Below are 17,202 nucleotides of genomic sequence, written 5' to 3' on the forward strand. Positions count from 1 at the left end.
TATCATCCACCCCGAAATCGCGATCACGACACCTGTCGGTCCCAAAACCTTCAAAAACCGACCTGTCGCTCGTTCTTCGACGCGCCGAACAGACACCTTTTGGCCGAAATACGGATGCCAGCGATAATGGACTTCGACTTCGTCGCCGACATGGGCAGAATGAACGGGGGATTGCCCTCGGCAGGAAGTCATGGCTCTTCGCCGGATCGGATCGCGGCGCTGACCGCGCCGCCTTCATGGCCACGCTGATCATGACGGCCAAGCTCAACGACATCGATCCGCAGGCATGGCTTGCTGACGTTCTCGCCCGCATCGCCGAGCACCCTGCCACGTGCCTCGGAAAACTACTTCCCTGGAACTGGCAGTCTCAAGAAAACGCGCTGGCTGCCTGATCTCTGCATGGCAGCTAGGCTGAATGGTAGACCATACCACTTGTGCCAAGACCTACTTTTCCCGACACGCGAACGTTGCAGATGCCGGACTCATCATTCAAAGTGGAACCAAAGGGGACGATTATGGGCATTGGCGGTTGGTTCAGAGGCGACAGGGGCAAGGATAGAGATGACCAAGGCGTTACGGTCGAGCTGACACCAATCGGAGGACCGCCCGAGCTAGACTTCCTTTTCATCGAAGTTCCGGCGGTCGATATCCTTAGGGCAATCGATGGATGGAAATGGCTGTCTCTGGTGGGTCTGACCGTTATCGCGGTGTCGGCATTTGGCGAGGTATTTCTCCGCGACGGGACTGGTGCTGTCTTTCAAATCGACACGATTGAAGGAAAGCTCTCGAAGGTAGCCAACTCAATCCGTGAGCTGACCGCTATGCTTCAGAATTCGGAGGCAAGAGACGAGCTTTTGTTTGGGGGACTGGTAATCGGCGCTCGCAACAGAGGGCTGATTCTCGAACCCGGTGAATGTTACGATTTCAAAATCGCCCCGATTTTGGGCGGACAAATGAGCGTTGATGAAATTGAGAAGCTTTCGTTCACAGTGAAGCTTCACATTGCGGGCCAGCTCCACGAACAGGTCAAAGATGTTCCCCCTGGAACCACAATCGATCAAGTAACTATTTCGTCTTGAAGTCCACTCTCGATGAATTTTTCTTTAGCCCCTCAATGCATTCGCAAAGAACAGCCATTCCGCCAAGCCATGTCACTCGCGGCCTTCACCGGATGGCTACTCGATCCCCCGCTCAAATCAATCGCCCGCCACGCGGAACTCTCACTGTTTGCGAAGGTTATTGGATCACAATATCGAAAGGTGATCCATGACGACTTTCAAATCCAGCGTGCCGCCCGAGAGCGGCACCGACGACGCGCGGTCCGCCGATACTGAACGGGCCGAGACCGATCGCAAAAGGGCATTGGAAATTGCCCGGCGCAACGCCAGCTCGGCATTAGATCGTGATAGCGGCACCGAAACCGAAACCCCAAGCCTGAAGCTTGCAAAGGAATATCTCAGCCTCGGCGGCCACCGCCGATCGATGATCGACGACAATATCACCGATGTTCGCCAATGGGACGAGGATCCGCCGGAGGCCGAACGGTTCTGGAAGGAACGGGTGGAGACGCTTCCAAAGGATCAACGCAAGCAGGTGGAGGATTTTCTTCCAACCATCAACACGCCCTGAAAGGGCGGCCGAGCCGCTCTTCGGACAGCTCATTCCAATGCGCGGAGCAGATCATGGCTATAGACAAGCACGAGCAGATACGCCAGCGCGCCTACGAAATCTGGGAGGCCGAAGGCCGCCCGGATGGTGCCGACCAGCGCCATTGGCTGCAAGCCTGCGACGAACTGGCCGGCGAGGATGAGCATGAGACGCTGCAGGACCTGCTCGATGAAGACGACAGGGATGATGCGGCACTGCTTCAAGGCGCCGGTGAGAGCGGCGATTTCGATCGGCCACGAACGAGGCCTGTTCAGGCCGCCAAGGCTTCCGTGCCTGACATCGAGATGACGACGGGAGAAAAGCCTTCCCGGCGGAAGATCAGGAAGACCGAGGGACCGTGATCGCCATGCAGCATCTCGACCATGCCATCCAGATCGCTCTCACAGCCCATGAAGGCCAGGCGGACAAGACCGGCCGGCCGTTCTTCGAGCACTGCCAGCGGGTAGCCCTTCTGGTTTCCGGTGACGAGACGCGAACGGTCGCCTACCTTCACGATGCGGTCGAGAAGGGCAATGGCTGGACTCTCGACAGGCTGAGGGAAGAAGGCTTTCCGCCGGCGATCATCTCCGCTGTAAAGGCTCTGACACGGCGGCCGGACGAGCCGGATGACGACTTCGTCAGACGTGCGGCATCAAACGCGCTGGCCTTGCCCGTCAAGCGGGCCGACCTCGAAGACAATCTCCGGCAGGCCGAACAGGCCGGCAAGAAAACGGAAAAATACCAGCGCGGCCTGGATCTCCTGCGCGACATCAGGAACGGATCATAATTTTGCACAGTTCGCAGGTAACGGCCATCGAGGGCGGCAATCGGCGAGCGCCCACTACCCGCCTCCCTGGCATGCACCGAAAGCCGTCTTGGCCTAGTTTCATGCTTTGTTGGTAAACCACACCGTCGGCGCGCCGAGCACGCCTCCCGTGCGCATCGCCGTCTTCAACTCGTCCAGCTTGCTGAATGCCTGCGCCGCTTCAAGCGTGGCAAACTCGTGGGTGACGGTAATATCGTTCGGATTGTCGATGGAGCGATAAACGGCTTGCGCCGTCACCCCATTGGCCTTCTGCACCGGCGAGAAGGCATCATATATCTTGCGCCAGACGGCGTAGTCGGAGACCTCGTGCCTCACGAATAATGTCGTCATATCATCCTCCCGCGTTGCATTTTGCAAATTTGGTTGAGGCGTGTGCTACGATTGCACGAGGAACGTCATGGTCTCCGGCAAGACGCCGTCACTCGCCATCGCATCGGCCGCCGCCTTGGTCTGCATGAAGGCCATCAACTTTTCCATGTCTGCAACGTCCATGACCAAGCCGACGCGGTTGGACGTCTGAGGGTCTGTAAACGTGCGAATGTTCGTGACGCCAACGGGTTCCAATACCTGTTTGCGGATGGGTGAAGCTAGCCAGTGTTTCGTGTCTTTGACGTCGTGATAGATCATTATGGTGGGCATTGCGGTCTCCTTTCATGGCCTCAAATGAAATCTGAGTATATCACGACGAGTGGCTGGATTTTAATTCAATAATATTGCCTGGAATGGATTTTCTGATCCGCTGATCGAATATATCAATGTAATTATTGTAAGTAATCCGAAAATATTATGTTCTTCAGCCGGTTTTGCCGCGCGAAAGTTCCGGAAGTTTGCGACCGCCATCGGAGTGCTTTCAATCGCCTCTGCGACGCCTTGACGTCAAGCGACGCGCCCACGTTCGAGCGGTTGTCTAAGCTTGCGGACTTCACAATATTGGTTGAGGCACCAATCCTGCAATCGAACATGCCTCGGCGCGTCAGAGACAGAGGTTTAGAATGATCGAACGCCAACCATTTGATCTCAAGGCCTATGGGCGCGACATCGGAACAAGGCCATGCTTTATCTGCGGCTTGGTCAGGAACGACCCTGCCTTCTTTCATCATCGCGTTTTTGAAGACGGTGAGACGATCATTTTCCTGAGCAAATATCCCACTCTGCCGGGCTATTGCCTCGTCTGTCCGAAGGAGCACCGGGAGGATCTGGCGCGGGACATGTCGACGGATGAATATCTTCGACTGCAGGAGAAGGTGCATGTGTTGTCGCGCGCCCTCAAAAGCCTGTTCGACGCCGAGCGAATTTATGTGCTTTCTCTCGGCAGCCAACAAGCCAATAGCCACCTGCATTTTCATGTCGTTCCCTTGCCCTCAGGTGTGCCGCTTGAAGAGCAGCAATACCATGCACTGATGGCGGAGCACGGGGTTCTGCAAATCCCTGGCGATCAAATGGCACAGCTGGCGCAGCGCATTGCCGAAGCATACCGTTCAGAGTTGACCGCGCGATAGTCAACCGCCTGGCCCGCGGTCGAAACCCGGAAACCAGTGCCTCCAAGCTACGTCCCGAGGGCGAATGCCGGCACTTGCACGCCTTTCTCGCGAAAGAGGCGCTCCACCTCGTCGAGGCGAGGATAGGCCGGTGGGTTATCGAGCGCTTTTGCCCAGTTCTCACGGCTGGGCAGGGCCATCGCGGCGGTCACGAGCACGGTGGTTCCGGGGCCGATTTCACCGCGCAACTGCGGCAGCAGGGTCTTGGCGTGGATGAGATTTGTGTTCGGTATCGGGCTCATCGCATGACCGGCCCTCCGATTGGGCGATAGATCGACGATGGCGCTGACGTCGGTCTGTCCGTACCAGACGGCCCGGCCATCGCCTACATCGGAGCGGTCGGCATTGAAATCCGCGCGTTCGATCGCAAAGCCGCCCTCGATGGTGCTGAGGGCGCGCGGCGTGGCGATGCGGTGAATGCGAATGTGCCATGGGTTTTCGGGAAGCAGCCAGGTTTCGATGGTGACATCGCTCCAGGGGCGCCAGCGCGAATAGAGCAGGTCGCCAGCGATCAACGCCTCTTCGAGGGTTTCGCGCATGCGGAAATGGACGCCGTCGTCGGAGAGGCCGAGCATGCCGTCGAAGCTTGCGGCGGAGAAATTCCGGTCGTCGGCTTCGACGTTGAAGGCGTAGCGGGTGGAATAGACGAATTTCGAATATTTCTCGTTTGCGCCGAGCATCTTGTCGTGCTGTTGCCCCGAGGAGAGCACGACCACGTTTCCCGGCGTGTGCATGGCGACCATTCCTGCCGGCTTCAGCGCAACCGGCTCCGGGAATTCCGGCTGCGGCGCCTCCTCGGCGGCCCAGAACGGATGATCCCCCGGAAGAGCGAGCGGCAGGAAGAATTTCAGCGCCCAGTAGGGCGAGCCGGGAGAGTTGTAACTCTCGCTCATGAAGAGGTTCGGATAGCCGTAGCCGACGGAAAGAACGCCGTCGCGATCGGCAATCGGCATCGCCGACCACCAGCGGATATGGCGCATGTAATAGCCCTTGATCTCCGCCCAGGGCAGCGCTTCGACGCCGGCAAAGGCAAGCGCGCCCCAGAAGCCGCCCGCCGCAAAGCGGTAGGTCTGGCTGCGGCCGAAGGCAAGGGCCGCGCCATCGGGGCCGAACCAGTGGCGGATATCGCTGGCGAAGATCTCGGCGCGACCCCGGAAGCGATCCTTGCGCGCCTCGTCGCCCTTGGCCAGCACCGCATAGATCATTCCGTAGAAATGCATGGCGAAGGGAATGTAATGATCGACCCGCCGGACCGGCCCGTCGCGATACCAGCCTTCTCCGAGGTCGAAGGCCTCCAGTTCGTCGAGATAGGCGAGGGTTTTCGGGTGATCGAACGCCACGCTCACGCGTTCCAGCCCGAGATCGATGAGCACACGGAAGAATTTCCAGTTATTGTCGATGAATTCCAGCTCGCGCGCTCTGAGAAGATAGGCGGCGACCGTCTTCTTCTCGCTGTCGTCGAGCGGTTCCCAGATGTGCTCGGGCACGAGTGCCAGCGCGAAGCCGACGGCGGCGAGCTCGACCAGCCGCTGATTGCGGTCGGCAAGATCGCCCCAATATTCGGGATGAGCGGGATTGGTGCCGTTCGCCAGCCCGCGGCGATAGAGATCCCAATGCGGAAACGCGCCGCCGCCCGCAACGAGCGGAACGATCCCCCAGAGCGGCCGCGCAAATCCCTCCAGATCCGCCGCCGCCCGATCGAAGATCGCGCCGGCCGCGCCGAGGCGCACACGGGCGCCGCCTTCGGAAAAATACGGCAGCAGCGGCTCGAAGAGATCGGTGACGGCCTTGGCGAGGTCGTCGCGTGTCTTCAGGGGATTGCCGAAAAGCGGATTGGCCCGGGCGGGATCATATATCATTGTCAGGCTCGAAATTCATGAAAAACAGGATCGGCCGCGGGCAGATATTGCCCGCGGCCGTCGACATTTCTGGACGCCTACTTGATGGCCTTCACGCCTTCGGTCATTTCCTTCAGCCCGTCATCGACGGAGGTGCTGTCGGTCATGATCGCGTCATGCACCCGGTTGAGTACGACCTCGATCTTGGCGGCGTTCGGGTTGACCGCCATCTCCAGGTAGGCTTTCGACGGCTTCAGCGCCTCCATGCTGGCCGCATCCTCAGGAAAGCCGGGTGTTGCCGCGATCTTGGCGCTGACATCATCCGTCTTGAGCGCAGGGAAGGTGCCCGTCGACGCGATGACTGCCGCGCCCTCAGGACCGGTGACGAACTTGATGAAATCGAGCGCGGCATCCTTGTGGTCGGAATTGGCGTTGACCGCCAGGCCGGAAATCTGCGCAGCGGTCGTGCCTGTTGCCACACCGTCGGGATGCGGGAACTTGACGATGCCCCAGTTCTTGCTCTTCGATTCACCCGATTTCACCTTGGTGATCTGGGTGCCGACGAACCAGGTCCCCATCGGCAGCATGCCGATCGTGCCATTGAAGAACAGCGCCGAATAATGTGTGTTCGACGTCTTCAGGAAGGCATAGGAGGGAATTGCGCCATCCTTCTGCAGGGTCAGCGCCCTCTCGTACCAGGGCTTCAGGAAGCCATAGTCGCCGTCAACAAGCGTGTGTTTTCCGTCGAGGATGCCGGGCAGCTGAACGGTCGACCGCCAGGTATGCAGAAGCGCGCCGTAGGTCTTGTTGGTGCCCATGCCGCCCGAAAGCTTCTCGGCGGTCTCGTCGAACTGCGCCCAGGTCATGTCATTGGTGGGGTAGGCGACGCCTGCTTTGTCGAATATATCCTTGTTGTAATAGACGACCCAGAAGTCGGAGCGGAACGGCAGGGAGTAGATCTTGCCATCGATGGTCAGTTCCTCGATCAGGCCGCCAAAGGGAGCCGAGTCGATCTTCTGATCCTTCACGAAGCCGCTGAGATCGGCGATGTTACCGGCGCGCACCAGATTGGTGTAGCCCGGCACATCCTTGATGGTGACGATGTCGATGTCCTTGGAGCCGCCCGTCAGCTGCGTCGAGATCATCTGCTGGTAGTCTTGCGAGCCGAGGTCCATCGGCTCGAACTTCACGTTAGGGTGTTTGGCCTGATAGGCCTCGATCAGCGGCTTGTAATAGGCGGTCTTGTCCCAATCCCACAAAGCCCATTTGAGCGTCACGGCGTCCTGGGCAAACGCTGCCCCGGTCGTCATCGCCGCCAAGGTGAATCCTGCCACGGCAAGTTTCACCTTCCCCCCGAATTTATCCAAATACATTCCCGTTCTCCTTCCCTGGATCATCTCTGGATCAGTTATTTTATGAAGCGTCTCGTCTATGCGGTTCGCGGTGCGGCTGTGTTGCGTTTGGCAGGTCTAGAACCGTCACCGCCGCCCGATGGACGCCGAATGCGACGGCGAACATTCCGAGTGAAAAATTGAAAGTTGCCGGCATGAACACCGAAACCGGATAGAAGAGGACATGGGCCAGCCAGAGGCTGGCGGTAAAGGCGAGTGCTGCAAGCGCCGGGAGCGGACGGATGACGGAGGCGAGCGCGGCCAGGCGCAGCAGCCTGAGAGCCGGCAGATCGCGCATCACCATCAAAACGAAGAGATGGCAGGCGAGGACCGCGACGAAGGCGGTGGCGACGAGCGCGATCGTCAGCGGGGCGCTCAGCAACAGATTGTCCCGCGCGCCGGCGCCATAGGTTGCGATCGCATAGAGGCAGACGGCGAGAGCGCCCGCCAGCGCCAGGCCCCAGGCGGTGGCGCGCCAGAAGTAGCGCAGAAAGGCTTCTGTGAAGTCCCGCAGCAGATAGGTGTTGCGGTCTTCCACGAGGGCCACCGAGACCCGGGCCGTGGCGGCGAGCGCTGCCGGCAGCGTCACGACGAAGAGGCCGGCCAGGATGAAGAGGATGTTCAGCTTCACCATCTCCCACCACTCGCGGACGAAGATCTCGGTAAACAGGGCAAGGCCGGTCCTCTTCGGAGCATCCTTCGAAATGCCCGGTCCCTCCCTTGTCCACATGTCCCGCAACCACTGCATAGCCGTCTCCCGCAGGCGTCTCAGTATAAAATCGAGCGTTCCGTTTCCTTGTCGAACAGCTGGGCATTGGTCATATCGGCAACCAGCGTCGCCTCTTCGCCGATATCGGGCCGGTAGCGCGGCGAGACGCGGGCGATGAGATTGCGCCCGCCTGCCACCATGTTCAGATGCACTTCCGAGCCCATCGGTTCGGCCAGCTCCACGACCGCCTTGAGAGGCGCCAGGTTCTCGGGCGCGATGTCGGCCGGCGGCAGCTCGTGGAAATTCTCCGGACGGATGCCAAGCACCAGTTCGCGGCCCTCGTAGGGGGCGATCCTGCCCTTGTCGAAATGAGCAGGCAGCGGCAGTTCCCGGCCGTCGAAGACGGCGACGTAGCCGTCGCCCCGGCGCAGAATGGTCGAGGGCAGCATGTTCATCTGCGGCGCGCCGATGAAGCCGGCGACGAACATGTTGACGGGGCGATCATAGAGGTTCTGCGGCGTATCGACCTGCTGGATATGCCCGTCCTTCATGACGACGATCCGGTCCGCCATGGTCATGGCCTCCACCTGGTCATGGGTGACGTAGATGAAGGTGGCGTTGAGGCGCTTGTGCAGCTTGGTGATTTCGGAGCGCATCGTGCCGCGCAGCTTGGCGTCGAGGTTGGAAAGCGGCTCGTCGAGGAGGAAAACCGCCGGATTGCGCACCATGGCGCGGCCGAGCGCGACGCGCTGGCGCTGCCCGCCCGAAAGCGCCTTCGGCTTGCGGTTCAGGAGATGAGAGATGTCGAGGATCCGGGCGGCGTCCTGCACCTGGGCGTCGATGAAGTCGCGCGATACCTTCCTGAGCTGCAGGCCGAACGCCATGTTCTTGTAGACGGTCATATGCGGATAGAGCGCATAGTTCTGGAAGACCATGGCGATATCCCGATCCTTGGAGGGAACGTCGTTCATGACGTCGCCGCCGATCTTGAGCTCTCCTCCCGATATTTCCTCGAGGCCGGCGATCATCCGCAGCGTCGTCGATTTGCCGCAGCCGGAGGGGCCGACCAGAATGATGAATTCCTTGTCTGCGATCTCGAGGTCGATGTCGTGGACGACGGTGAGCGCACCGTAGCTCTTGTTCAGCTCTTTAAGCGAAATGCTGGCCATCGAGTTCTCCTGAATTCACCAATAGGAAGACCAGCTGCGCGAAAGGCGCGTCAAAGCTTCCATGTAATAATAATCTCCCCAGGAGACGCATTCATCGACACCCTCGCCGCGGCAGGTGTTGAACGGCGATTTCTTCGAATAGGTGGCGTGCAGCACCAGGCCGTTGGAGACGGCAGAGTCCTTGACCGCATAATGATCCGCTAGGCTCTTCACCATGCGCCGCGCCAGCATGCGATAGCGTGCAGCCGGTTCCGGTTCGACGAGATCTGCCATTTCCAGAAGGCCGCAGGCGGTGATCGATGCCGACGAACTGTCGCGCGGCTCGCCGTCGCCGTCCGAAAAGACGAGGTCCCAATAGGGCACCATGTCGGCCGGGAGCCGGTTGAGATAGAAGGCGAGCAGCCGGTCGAAGGTTTGGCGATATTCCTCGATCCGCTCATAGCGATAGGAGAGCGCCATGCCAGCGATTGCCCAGGCCTGTCCGCGCGCCCAGGCGCTGTCGTCCCTGTAGCCCTGCTTGGTGGCGCCGCGCACCGGCGCTCCGGTGACCGGGTCCATATAGAAGGTGTGATAGGTGGAATCGTCCGGCCGAACCGAGTTGGCGAGTGTGGTGCGGGCGTGAATGAGCGCGATCTCGCGGTATTTCGGATCGCCGGTTTCGCGGCTCGCCCAGTAGAGAAGCGGCAGGTTCAGCAGGCAGTCGATGATGTAGCGGTATTCCTCCGCCTTGCCCTTGCGGCCCCAGGCCTGGATGAACTGGCCGATGGGCTGGAAACGCTCGATCAGCTGGTCGGCGGCCAGGATGGCGGCCCTGCGGCCATCCTCGTCTCCGACGAGCTTCCAGGCGGCGATGCAGGAGGGCGAATAGAGAAAACCCATGTCGTGATGGTCCGTCTCGATGCGGTTCACGATCCGATGCAGGAACGACTGGACCTGGATCTGCGCGGCATCCCGGAAAACCGCCTCGCCGCTGTGCTCGAAAGCGAGCCACAGCTCTCCGGGCCAGAAACCTGCGGTCCATTGGTCGTTCGCCACCGCGGGATAGAAATTTCCGACGCTCGAATGGTTCTGCGAGGCATGGGTGAATTGGGGGAGGTTGCGCCTGATCTGCTCGACGGCAAGATCGAGCGCGGCTTTGACCTCCGGATCGGTGATCGGCTGCGGGGCGACGGACGAGACGGCGTTCATGGATTTAACCCTTCAGTCCCGTCGAGGCGATGCCCTCGACGAAGAAACGCTGGAGAGAGAGGAAGACGACGAGAACCGGAATGAGGGCGACGACCGAGGCCGCCATGATGAGCCCGTATTCGGCCGAATATTGCGAGATGAACATGCGCAAGCCGATCTGGACGGTCTTCAGCTCGGTCTTGGTCAGGTAGATCATCGGCCCGAGAAAATCGTTCCAGGTGGTGACGAAGGTGAAGATCGTCAGCGTCGAGAGCGCGGGCTTCGACAGCGGCAGCATGATGCGCGCCCAGATCTGATACTCGTTCATGCCGTCGATGCGGGCCGCCTCGCAGAGCTCGGTCGGGATCGACATGTAGAACTGCCGCATCAGGAAGACGCCGAAAGCGGTGAAGGCCTGCAGGCAGATCAGCGCCAGATGGGTGTTGTTGAGGCCGAATTCGCGCATCAGTAGGAATTGCGGCACCATATAGACCTGCCAGGGCATGGCGATGGTGGCGATGTAGCCGAGGAACAGGGTGTTCTTGTAGGGGAAATTCAGCTTGGCGAAGGCGTAGGCGGCAAAGCTGGAGGTCAAAAGCTGCAGCAGCGTGACGATGATGGTCAGCTTCGACGTGTTGTAGATGAACAGCGCAAGCGGGATCTTCGTCCAGATATCGACGTAGTTCTGCCATTGCGGCTCGGACGGTATCCACTCGATCGGGAAGGCGAAGACATCGCGGCTGAGCTTCAGCGATGCCGATAGCATCCAGGCAAAGGGCATCAGCATGATGAGCGTGACGGCGATGACGATGGCGTAGATCGCGACCGATCTGACGGTGACCTTGCGTCCTGCGATCCTCATTCGCCATCCTCCCTCTGGCGCCGGAACTGGAAGACGGTGACCGCGAGCACGAGGAAGAACAGAACGAGCGCAACCATGCTCGAATAGCCGAGATCCCAGGAAATGAAGGCCTCGTTGTAGATGTGGTAGACGAGGACGAGCGTCGAGGTGCCGGGCCCGCCCTGGGTGATCATGTAGATCTGATCGAACACCTTGAAGGACTGGATCGTCAGCATCACGGTGACGAAGAAGGTTGTCGGCCCGAGCTGCGGCACAGTGACATGGATGAACTTCTGCCAGGAATTGGCGCCATCGAGATCGGCGGCCTCATAGAGCTCCGAATTGATGCCCTGCAGGCCGGCCAGGTAGATGACCATGTAATAGCCCATGTTCTTCCAGATGCCGAAGAGGATCACCGTCACCATCGCCCAATGGCGATCGGCTGCCCATCCCGGCATGTTCTTGGGATCGAGGCCGAGCGTGTAGAGGATCATGTTCACCGGTCCCATTTCGGGATTGAAGATCATGTTCCAGACGACTGCGACGGCCACCAGCGAGGCGACATAAGGGAAGAACATCGCCGTGCGGAAGAAGTCGCGCCCCGCGATCTTCTGATTGAGGAGAACGGCGAGGCCGAGCGCGCAGATGAGCGTCGCCGGCACGGAGGCGACCGTATAGATGACTGTGTTCCAGAACGCCGCGATAAAGGCCTTGTCATCGAAGAGCCGCCAGAAATTATCCAGCCCGGCGAAGGTGATCGCATTCGAACCGTCCCAATGCATGAAGGCGAGCACGAAGGCGAACAGGATCGGGCCGAGCGTGAAGACGGCAAAGCCGATGAAATTCGGGGCAATGAAGGAATAGGCGACGAGCGCGCTGCGTATCCTGCGCTGGCGCTTGGACAAGACGGCGGCCTTTCGGCTTGGGATTGCCGGAGCACCATCCGTCGCGATGACCGAATTCGATAGGGACACCGATGCCTCCTCTTCCTCCCGCAACGACATAGCACATATCCGGTATTGGTCAAACAAGTTCTGAATAGATCATACGAATTTTATGGAAAGCGAAAAATACATATGATAGGTGAGCATGCAGACCAAACACCCATCGATGCTTTTCCGGTACGGGGAGAGACATGTTCAGCGAGATTTCAGGGGAGCTGCCGGATGTGCTGGGCGATTTCACGCCCGGGGCGGTCTGCTCCGATCGCGCCCGATGGAGCACTGTGCCGCAAGCGGTACGGGATCTGGTCATTCAGGAGGCCGAAGAGACGCTTGCGCGCGCCTGGCCGCTGATTGCGGCCTCGGACTACCAGGAGTTCACCGCAACGGGCAACCGCTCGCGCTTCGAGGAGCTTTATTTCACGCGGCGGCGGATGCTGAACAATCTGGTGCTCGGTGAACTCATTGAAGGCAAGGCGCGCTTCCTGCCGAAGATCGTCGATGGCATCTTCCTGATCGCGGAGGAGAGCGGCTGGCAGCTTCCGGCGCATAACGCCTATGAACGAAGCGGCGCGCGCTTGCCGCTTCCCGACAATTCGCAGCCGGTCGTCGATCTCTTCGCCGCCGAAACGGCCGCCCTGCTTGCCACCATCGTCGCATTGCTTCGCGACGAGCTCGACGGCATCAGCCCCGAGATTACGGCACGCGTCGAGCGCGAGATCGAGATCCGCATCCTCTCGCCCTATCTCGGCCGGCATTTCTGGTGGATGGGCCGCGGCGAAGAGCGGATGAACAACTGGACGGCATGGATAAGCCAGAACGTCCTGTTGACGGTCTTCTCCCTGAAAACAAGTCAGCCCACGCGTCACGCCGTCGTCAAAAAGGCGCTCGGCAGCCTCGACGCCTTCCTGAAAGACTATGCCGAGGACGGAGCCTGCGAGGAGGGCGTGCTCTACTACCGTCACGCCGCGCTCTGCCTGCATGGTGCTTTGACCATCCTGGATAGGGTGGCGCCGGGCCTGTTCGGCCGATTTTGGCAACAGCCGAAGATCCGAAACATGGCCGAATATATCGCTCACATGCATGTGGTCGGCCGCTACTATTTCAATTTCGCGGATTCTTCCGCTGTGGTCGAACCCTGCAGCGCGCGGGAATACCTGTTCGGACGGGCGGTCGGCTCTGAGATGCTGGCTGAGTTCGCGGCATCCGACAGAGCCGCTTCAGACAATCCGCACCTGCCCGGGGAATGGAACCTCTGGTATCGCGTGCAGGAACTGCTGGCCGGCCCGACGCTTCCCGCTGCCGCCCCGCCGCATCCTGCATCCGGGCGCGATATCTTCTATCCCGGCATCGGCCTGTTCATCGCCCGCGACGGGCAGTTTTCGCTTGCCGTCAAGGGCGGCAACAATGGCGAAGGCCACAATCATAACGATGTCGGAAGCGTGACGCTTTACAAGAACGGACGTCCGTTCCTGATCGATGTCGGTGTCGAGACCTATACCGCAAAGACCTTTTCGGCGCGGCGCTACGAGATATGGACGATGCAGTCGACGTTCCACAACCTGCCGACATTCGCAGGCGTCATGCAGTCCGCCGGCGAAGCTTTTGGCGCGCGCGATGTCGAGGTTGGGTTCGACGAAGGGAGCGCGCGCATATCGCTCGATATATCGGGCGCCTATCCCCCCGAAGCGCAGCTGCACAGCTACCGCCGCGTCGTTTCCCTGCTGCGCGGCCGCCATGTCGAGATCGTCGACACCTATGACGGCGGCAAGCCGGCGGTCCTGTCGCTGATGACATGCCTGGCGCCGACCGCCGGCCCGGACAGGATCGACCTGGCCGATCTCGGCAGCATTTTCGTCGAGGGCGCCGGCGAGATCGAAATCGACGAAATCGTCGTGGACGACGCCCGGCTGAGATCGGCATGGCCCGAGAAAATCTACCGGCTGCGCCTGCCGTTTGCCGGCAGGCTGCTGAAAATGCGGATCGTCTAGAACCGGATGATTTTAGGCCGGGTCGGCCTGAAATCTGAATCCTGTTCTAAATTAAAGAGTTAGAGCATGATGCCGTCCGAAAATCGCTCACACTTTTCGGCATCATGCTCTGGGGAGGGCGAGCATGGAATTGACGCTGAAGATCGTGGATGCCGATGGGGCGGTGCTGGCGAGTTCCACAGGCCGGGACGAGACGTTCCTGGTCTATCGCCAGAGCTATCGCGAAGGCGATCGCGTGGTCGTGGAGGTCTCCGAGCCTGGGCATGTCTTCCTCTCCCTTGATGGCGCGATCCAGCCCGGCCTGGTCTATATGAAGGAATGCGCCTATTCGCTCGCCGTGCCCTTCGGCGACAAGCGCAAGCCCTATTCGCCGAATGCCTTCAGGGGCGATATCCACCGGCTCTCAGCGCGAAGCACGCGCCCTGACGAGATTGTCCATCGGCGCAATCTCGCCCTGAACCCCTGGGACGATCACGCCAATCGGGCTCTGTTTCCGCATGCGCGCGCCAATGTCGAGACCCGGGGCGAAGCGGTCTTTGCGGCGCGCAACGCGATCGACGGCGAAAAGGCCAACGATGATCACGGCTTCTGGCCCTATACGAGCTGGGGCATCAATCGCGATCCGCAAGCAGCACTGACGGTGGAATTCGGCAGGCCGGTCAGGATCGACGAGATCGTTTTCTATCTCCGGGCCGACTTTCCGCACGATTCCTGGTGGGAGGAGGCCAGCGTCACTTTCTCGAACGGCAAGACCTCCTGCTTTCCGCTGGTGAAATCAGGCGCCGCCCAGGCCTTTCCCATAGAGCCCTGCATCATCGAATGGGTGGAACTGCACGGCCTGATCAAGGCCGAGGACGCCTCGCCCTATCCGGCGCTGACCCAGATCGAAATCTGGGGAACGGAGGCGCCGGAGACCGGGACGTCGCGGTTGCGGTCGAAGACCATTCCGGAAGCGCCGACGGGCGCGCTCGTTGACGACGCTTAGGGTGATCGCATCTCCTTCTGAACAGAGGCCAAGCATCAGCTGTGGAAACCGTGTCGCGCTTCCGCCGGACCGCCTGCCCATGCTAAGGAGGTCGGATGCGACTGCTTGTGGTGGAGGACAACAAGGATCTGGCGGCCTGGCTGGGTAAAGCCCTGCGACAGGCGCAATACGCTATCGACATTGCCCATGACGGCGAGGACGCGGAGCATATGCTCAAGGTGGCGGAGTATTCGGCGATGATCCTCGACCTGGCGCTGCCCAAGCTCGACGGATTGACGCTGTTGAAGCGATTGCGGCAGTCCGGAAACAAGCTGCCGGTCATCATCTTGACCGCCAATGCGAGCCTGGACGGCCGTGTTGCAGGGCTTGACAGCGGTGCCGACGACTATCTCGCCAAACCCTTCGAAATCGCCGAGCTCGAAGCGAGGATTCGTGCAGTGGTCCGCCGCGGACAGGACCGGGCATCATCCGAAATCACCGTCGGCAACCTGCGTTTCTCCGGCGGGACGCGGCAGTTTTTTGTCGCCGACGAGTTGCTGCAACTGACGCCGCGCGAATATGCCGTGCTTGAGCAGCTCGTCATGAAGCTTGGCAACACAGTCTCGAAAGCCGCCCTTTCTGAAAGTGTGTTCGGTTTCGACGACGAGGCGGATCCGAGCGCCATCGAAATCTACGTCCACCGGCTGCGAAAGAAACTCGAGAGCAGTTCGGTTCAAATTGCCACGTTGCGCGGACTTGGTTATCTCCTCAGACATGTCCAATAGCCTCGTCACCAAGGTGGGCGCGACGATCGCGCGGCTCAGCCAGAGCCTGAGGGTGCAGCTGCTCTGCTGGGTGCTGCTGACCCTGTTAGGGGCGATCGGCTTCAATCTTTACGACAGCTTCTGGACGGCTGACGCCACAGCAAAGCTGGTGACGGATCGAACACTTCTGGCATCGGCCCGCGTCATTGCCGAAGCCGTCCGCGTCGATGAGGGCGGCAACGTTCAGGTGGACGTACCGCCTTCCGCGCTGGAGATGTTTGATACGGGCTTCGGCGACGGGGTGTCTTATCAGGTCATCACCGCATGGGGCAGTCTGGTCAGCGGCTTTCCCGACCTGCCGTTGCCGGCCGTCCAGCGGACCGGTGAGGATCGTGCGTTCCACGGTGCCGATGTGCGCGTCCTGATGCTCGATCATCCCGTCGTCGGCCTTCCCGATGACGGCGCGATCTCCGTCACCGTCGCCGTTACGCATAACAGCCAGTATGCGATGCGAAGGCAATTGTGGCTCTCGGACTTTTCGAAGCAGTTCGTGCTCGTCTTCGTCGCAAGCCTGGTGACCATCCTTGGGCTCCAACGGGGCCTGGCCCCTGCGCTGAGACTGCGGGACGCTCTGCGCCAGCGCGGGCGCAACCGTCTCGATCCGCTGCCGCCGGAGATGGTACAGAGCGAACTGCAGCCGCTCGTTCACGCCCTGAACGACTACATGGAGCGCGTCCAGAACCAGATGGCCGCGCAGCGACGGTTCGTATCGAATGCTGCGCATCAACTGCGAACCCCCCTGGCGCTAATTTCGACCCAGGCGAGCGTGGCGGCCCGCGAAGCCGATGCAGCTCGCCGCGACGAGGCGCTTTTCGCCCTTCGCACCAGCACGAAGCAGATTTCGCGTCTCGCCAGCCAGCTACTTACCTTGTCGCGGGCCGAGCCCGGAAGTCGGCGCCCGCGCAGCGATGCGACCGACCTTACGAAGGCTGCCCGCGAGATCCTGGAATCGCATGCCGAAGAGGCGCTCAAGCGCAACATCGACGTCGGCCTGGAAGCAGTGCGCCCTGTCATTGTCGACGGCGACGCGACGATGTTGCGCGAGATGTTGGTCAACCTCATAGACAATGCGATCCGCTATACCCGCCCGAATGGACGGGTGACCGTCGCCGTCGGGCAGGCGGACGGCAACGCCGTGGTGACCGTCGAGGACAACGGGCCGGGTATTCCAAGCGGGGAGCGTGAGCAGGTTTTCGAACGATTCTACCGGGTCATAGGGATCGAAGGCGAGGGGAGCGGTCTGGGACTTGCGATCGTTCGGGAGGTTGTCGAAGGCGCTGGAGGTTCAGTCTCGCTCGAAGATGCGGAAGGCGGTGGGCTCGTCGTGACGGTGCGGCTGCCGCTCGCTTAGACCTA

Annotated in this window: 18 protein-coding genes and 1 pseudogene; 10 read left to right on the forward strand and 9 right to left on the reverse strand. The window is 60.5% G+C overall.

Annotated features, from left to right (window positions below):
• Positions 1 to 164 precede the first annotated feature (164 nt).
• The 5 genes and pseudogenes from RL_RS38875 to RL_RS36185 all read left to right on the forward strand — a co-directional run.
• Positions 165 to 392, forward strand: a pseudogene (locus RL_RS38875) (transposase domain-containing protein); the annotation flags it as partial.
• 123 nt (positions 393 to 515) lie between these two features.
• The gene (locus RL_RS36170) at positions 516 to 1,079 is read left to right on the forward strand and encodes a T6SS immunity protein Tdi1 domain-containing protein (protein ID WP_157865254.1); all 564 of its coding nucleotides are present in this window, start codon (positions 516 to 518) and stop codon (positions 1,077 to 1,079) included.
• Positions 1,080 to 1,266: 187 nt separating this feature from the next.
• Positions 1,267 to 1,629, forward strand: coding sequence for a hypothetical protein (locus tag RL_RS36175; protein WP_011649406.1), 363 nt, complete (start codon positions 1,267 to 1,269; stop codon positions 1,627 to 1,629).
• 53 nt (positions 1,630 to 1,682) lie between these two features.
• The gene (locus RL_RS36180; RefSeq protein ID WP_011649407.1) at positions 1,683 to 2,009 is read left to right on the forward strand and encodes a DUF2934 domain-containing protein; all 327 of its coding nucleotides are present in this window, start codon (positions 1,683 to 1,685) and stop codon (positions 2,007 to 2,009) included.
• A 5-nt stretch (positions 2,010 to 2,014) separates the two neighbouring features.
• Complete coding sequence (locus tag RL_RS36185; RefSeq protein ID WP_011649408.1) at positions 2,015 to 2,434, forward strand: HD domain-containing protein; 420 nt, start codon at positions 2,015 to 2,017, stop codon at positions 2,432 to 2,434.
• Between the two features lie 99 nt (positions 2,435 to 2,533).
• Here RL_RS36185 and RL_RS36190 read toward each other — a convergent pair whose 3' ends face one another.
• Together RL_RS36190 and RL_RS36195 are read right to left on the reverse strand one after the other, a co-directional pair.
• Positions 2,534 to 2,803, reverse strand: coding sequence for a hypothetical protein (locus RL_RS36190; protein WP_041937026.1), 270 nt, complete (start codon positions 2,801 to 2,803; stop codon positions 2,534 to 2,536).
• Between the two features lie 45 nt (positions 2,804 to 2,848).
• On the reverse strand, positions 2,849 to 3,112 hold the full coding sequence (locus RL_RS36195; protein ID WP_011649410.1) for a hypothetical protein: 264 nt from the start codon (positions 3,110 to 3,112) through the stop codon (positions 2,849 to 2,851).
• 353 nt (positions 3,113 to 3,465) lie between these two features.
• Here RL_RS36195 and RL_RS36200 point away from each other — a divergent pair, with 353 nt between their 5' ends.
• On the forward strand, positions 3,466 to 3,972 hold the full coding sequence (locus RL_RS36200; protein WP_011649411.1) for an HIT family protein: 507 nt from the start codon (positions 3,466 to 3,468) through the stop codon (positions 3,970 to 3,972).
• Positions 3,973 to 4,019: 47 nt separating this feature from the next.
• Here RL_RS36200 and RL_RS36205 read toward each other — a convergent pair whose 3' ends face one another.
• The 7 genes from RL_RS36205 to RL_RS36235 form a co-directional block, all read right to left on the reverse strand.
• Complete coding sequence (locus RL_RS36205) at positions 4,020 to 5,870, reverse strand: DUF2264 domain-containing protein (protein ID WP_011649412.1); 1,851 nt, start codon at positions 5,868 to 5,870, stop codon at positions 4,020 to 4,022.
• 77 nt (positions 5,871 to 5,947) lie between these two features.
• Positions 5,948 to 7,222 (reverse strand): ABC transporter substrate-binding protein, encoded by a 1,275-nt coding sequence (locus tag RL_RS36210; protein WP_041937027.1) that lies wholly within the window; start codon positions 7,220 to 7,222, stop codon positions 5,948 to 5,950.
• A gap of 40 nt (positions 7,223 to 7,262) precedes the next feature.
• Positions 7,263 to 7,988 carry a DUF624 domain-containing protein gene (locus tag RL_RS36215; RefSeq protein WP_011649414.1) on the reverse strand — a complete coding sequence of 242 codons (726 nt, stop codon included), beginning with the start codon at positions 7,986 to 7,988 and terminating at the stop codon, positions 7,263 to 7,265.
• Between the two features lie 20 nt (positions 7,989 to 8,008).
• On the reverse strand, positions 8,009 to 9,118 hold the full coding sequence (locus RL_RS36220; RefSeq protein WP_011649415.1) for an ABC transporter ATP-binding protein: 1,110 nt from the start codon (positions 9,116 to 9,118) through the stop codon (positions 8,009 to 8,011).
• A gap of 15 nt (positions 9,119 to 9,133) precedes the next feature.
• Positions 9,134 to 10,306 (reverse strand): glycoside hydrolase family 88 protein, encoded by a 1,173-nt coding sequence (locus tag RL_RS36225; protein ID WP_011649416.1) that lies wholly within the window; start codon positions 10,304 to 10,306, stop codon positions 9,134 to 9,136.
• Positions 10,307 to 10,310: 4 nt separating this feature from the next.
• Positions 10,311 to 11,147: a carbohydrate ABC transporter permease gene (locus tag RL_RS36230; protein WP_011649417.1), complete on the reverse strand. Its 837-nt coding sequence runs from the start codon at positions 11,145 to 11,147 to the stop codon at positions 10,311 to 10,313.
• The gene (locus RL_RS36235; RefSeq protein WP_017991455.1) at positions 11,144 to 12,130 is read right to left on the reverse strand and encodes a carbohydrate ABC transporter permease; all 987 of its coding nucleotides are present in this window, start codon (positions 12,128 to 12,130) and stop codon (positions 11,144 to 11,146) included. The genes RL_RS36230 and RL_RS36235 overlap by 4 nt, the downstream gene beginning before the upstream one ends.
• A 131-nt stretch (positions 12,131 to 12,261) precedes the next feature.
• Between RL_RS36235 and RL_RS36240 the strand changes: the two genes are divergently transcribed.
• The 4 genes from RL_RS36240 (at position 12,262) to RL_RS36255 (ending at position 17,197) form a co-directional block, all read left to right on the forward strand.
• Complete coding sequence (locus tag RL_RS36240; RefSeq protein ID WP_011649419.1) at positions 12,262 to 14,058, forward strand: heparinase II/III domain-containing protein; 1,797 nt, start codon at positions 12,262 to 12,264, stop codon at positions 14,056 to 14,058.
• 124 nt (positions 14,059 to 14,182) lie between these two features.
• On the forward strand, positions 14,183 to 15,043 hold the full coding sequence (locus RL_RS36245) for a carbohydrate-binding protein (protein ID WP_011649420.1): 861 nt from the start codon (positions 14,183 to 14,185) through the stop codon (positions 15,041 to 15,043).
• A 95-nt stretch (positions 15,044 to 15,138) separates the two neighbouring features.
• The gene (locus RL_RS36250) at positions 15,139 to 15,807 is read left to right on the forward strand and encodes a response regulator (protein WP_011649421.1); all 669 of its coding nucleotides are present in this window, start codon (positions 15,139 to 15,141) and stop codon (positions 15,805 to 15,807) included.
• Positions 15,797 to 17,197 (forward strand): sensor histidine kinase, encoded by a 1,401-nt coding sequence (locus RL_RS36255; protein WP_041937028.1) that lies wholly within the window; start codon positions 15,797 to 15,799, stop codon positions 17,195 to 17,197. The genes RL_RS36250 and RL_RS36255 overlap by 11 nt, the downstream gene beginning before the upstream one ends.
• Positions 17,198 to 17,202: the final 5 nt, after the last annotated feature.

It is taken from the genome of Rhizobium johnstonii 3841 (genome assembly GCF_000009265.1).
GTDB classification, from domain to species: domain Bacteria; phylum Pseudomonadota; class Alphaproteobacteria; order Rhizobiales; family Rhizobiaceae; genus Rhizobium; species Rhizobium acaciae.

What these genes read in the sequence shown, in the direction of transcription:
- RL_RS36235 (WP_017991455.1), bottom strand. Translation starts at nt 12,130, where the DNA reads ATGTCGTTGCGGGAGGAAGAGGAGGCATCGGTGTCCCTATCGAATTCG.
- RL_RS36220 (WP_011649415.1), bottom strand. Translation starts at nt 9,118, where the DNA reads ATGGCCAGCATTTCGCTTAAAGAGCTGAACAAGAGCTACGGTGCGCTC.
- RL_RS36245 (WP_011649420.1), top strand. Translation starts at nt 14,183, where the DNA reads ATGGAATTGACGCTGAAGATCGTGGATGCCGATGGGGCGGTGCTGGCG.
- RL_RS36215 (WP_011649414.1), bottom strand. Translation starts at nt 7,988, where the DNA reads ATGCAGTGGTTGCGGGACATGTGGACAAGGGAGGGACCGGGCATTTCG.
- RL_RS36230 (WP_011649417.1), bottom strand. Translation starts at nt 11,147, where the DNA reads ATGAGGATCGCAGGACGCAAGGTCACCGTCAGATCGGTCGCGATCTAC.
- RL_RS36195 (WP_011649410.1), bottom strand. Translation starts at nt 3,112, where the DNA reads ATGCCCACCATAATGATCTATCACGACGTCAAAGACACGAAACACTGG.
- RL_RS36225 (WP_011649416.1), bottom strand. Translation starts at nt 10,306, where the DNA reads ATGAACGCCGTCTCGTCCGTCGCCCCGCAGCCGATCACCGATCCGGAG.
- RL_RS36210 (WP_041937027.1), bottom strand. Translation starts at nt 7,222, where the DNA reads ATGTATTTGGATAAATTCGGGGGGAAGGTGAAACTTGCCGTGGCAGGA.
- RL_RS36200 (WP_011649411.1), top strand. Translation starts at nt 3,466, where the DNA reads ATGATCGAACGCCAACCATTTGATCTCAAGGCCTATGGGCGCGACATC.
- RL_RS36175 (WP_011649406.1), top strand. Translation starts at nt 1,267, where the DNA reads ATGACGACTTTCAAATCCAGCGTGCCGCCCGAGAGCGGCACCGACGAC.
- RL_RS36170 (WP_157865254.1), top strand. Translation starts at nt 516, where the DNA reads ATGGGCATTGGCGGTTGGTTCAGAGGCGACAGGGGCAAGGATAGAGAT.
- RL_RS36255 (WP_041937028.1), top strand. Translation starts at nt 15,797, where the DNA reads ATGTCCAATAGCCTCGTCACCAAGGTGGGCGCGACGATCGCGCGGCTC.
- RL_RS36185 (WP_011649408.1), top strand. Translation starts at nt 2,015, where the DNA reads ATGCAGCATCTCGACCATGCCATCCAGATCGCTCTCACAGCCCATGAA.
- RL_RS36250 (WP_011649421.1), top strand. Translation starts at nt 15,139, where the DNA reads ATGCGACTGCTTGTGGTGGAGGACAACAAGGATCTGGCGGCCTGGCTG.
- RL_RS36205 (WP_011649412.1), bottom strand. Translation starts at nt 5,870, where the DNA reads ATGATATATGATCCCGCCCGGGCCAATCCGCTTTTCGGCAATCCCCTG.
- RL_RS36190 (WP_041937026.1), bottom strand. Translation starts at nt 2,803, where the DNA reads ATGACGACATTATTCGTGAGGCACGAGGTCTCCGACTACGCCGTCTGG.
- RL_RS36240 (WP_011649419.1), top strand. Translation starts at nt 12,262, where the DNA reads ATGTTCAGCGAGATTTCAGGGGAGCTGCCGGATGTGCTGGGCGATTTC.
- RL_RS36180 (WP_011649407.1), top strand. Translation starts at nt 1,683, where the DNA reads ATGGCTATAGACAAGCACGAGCAGATACGCCAGCGCGCCTACGAAATC.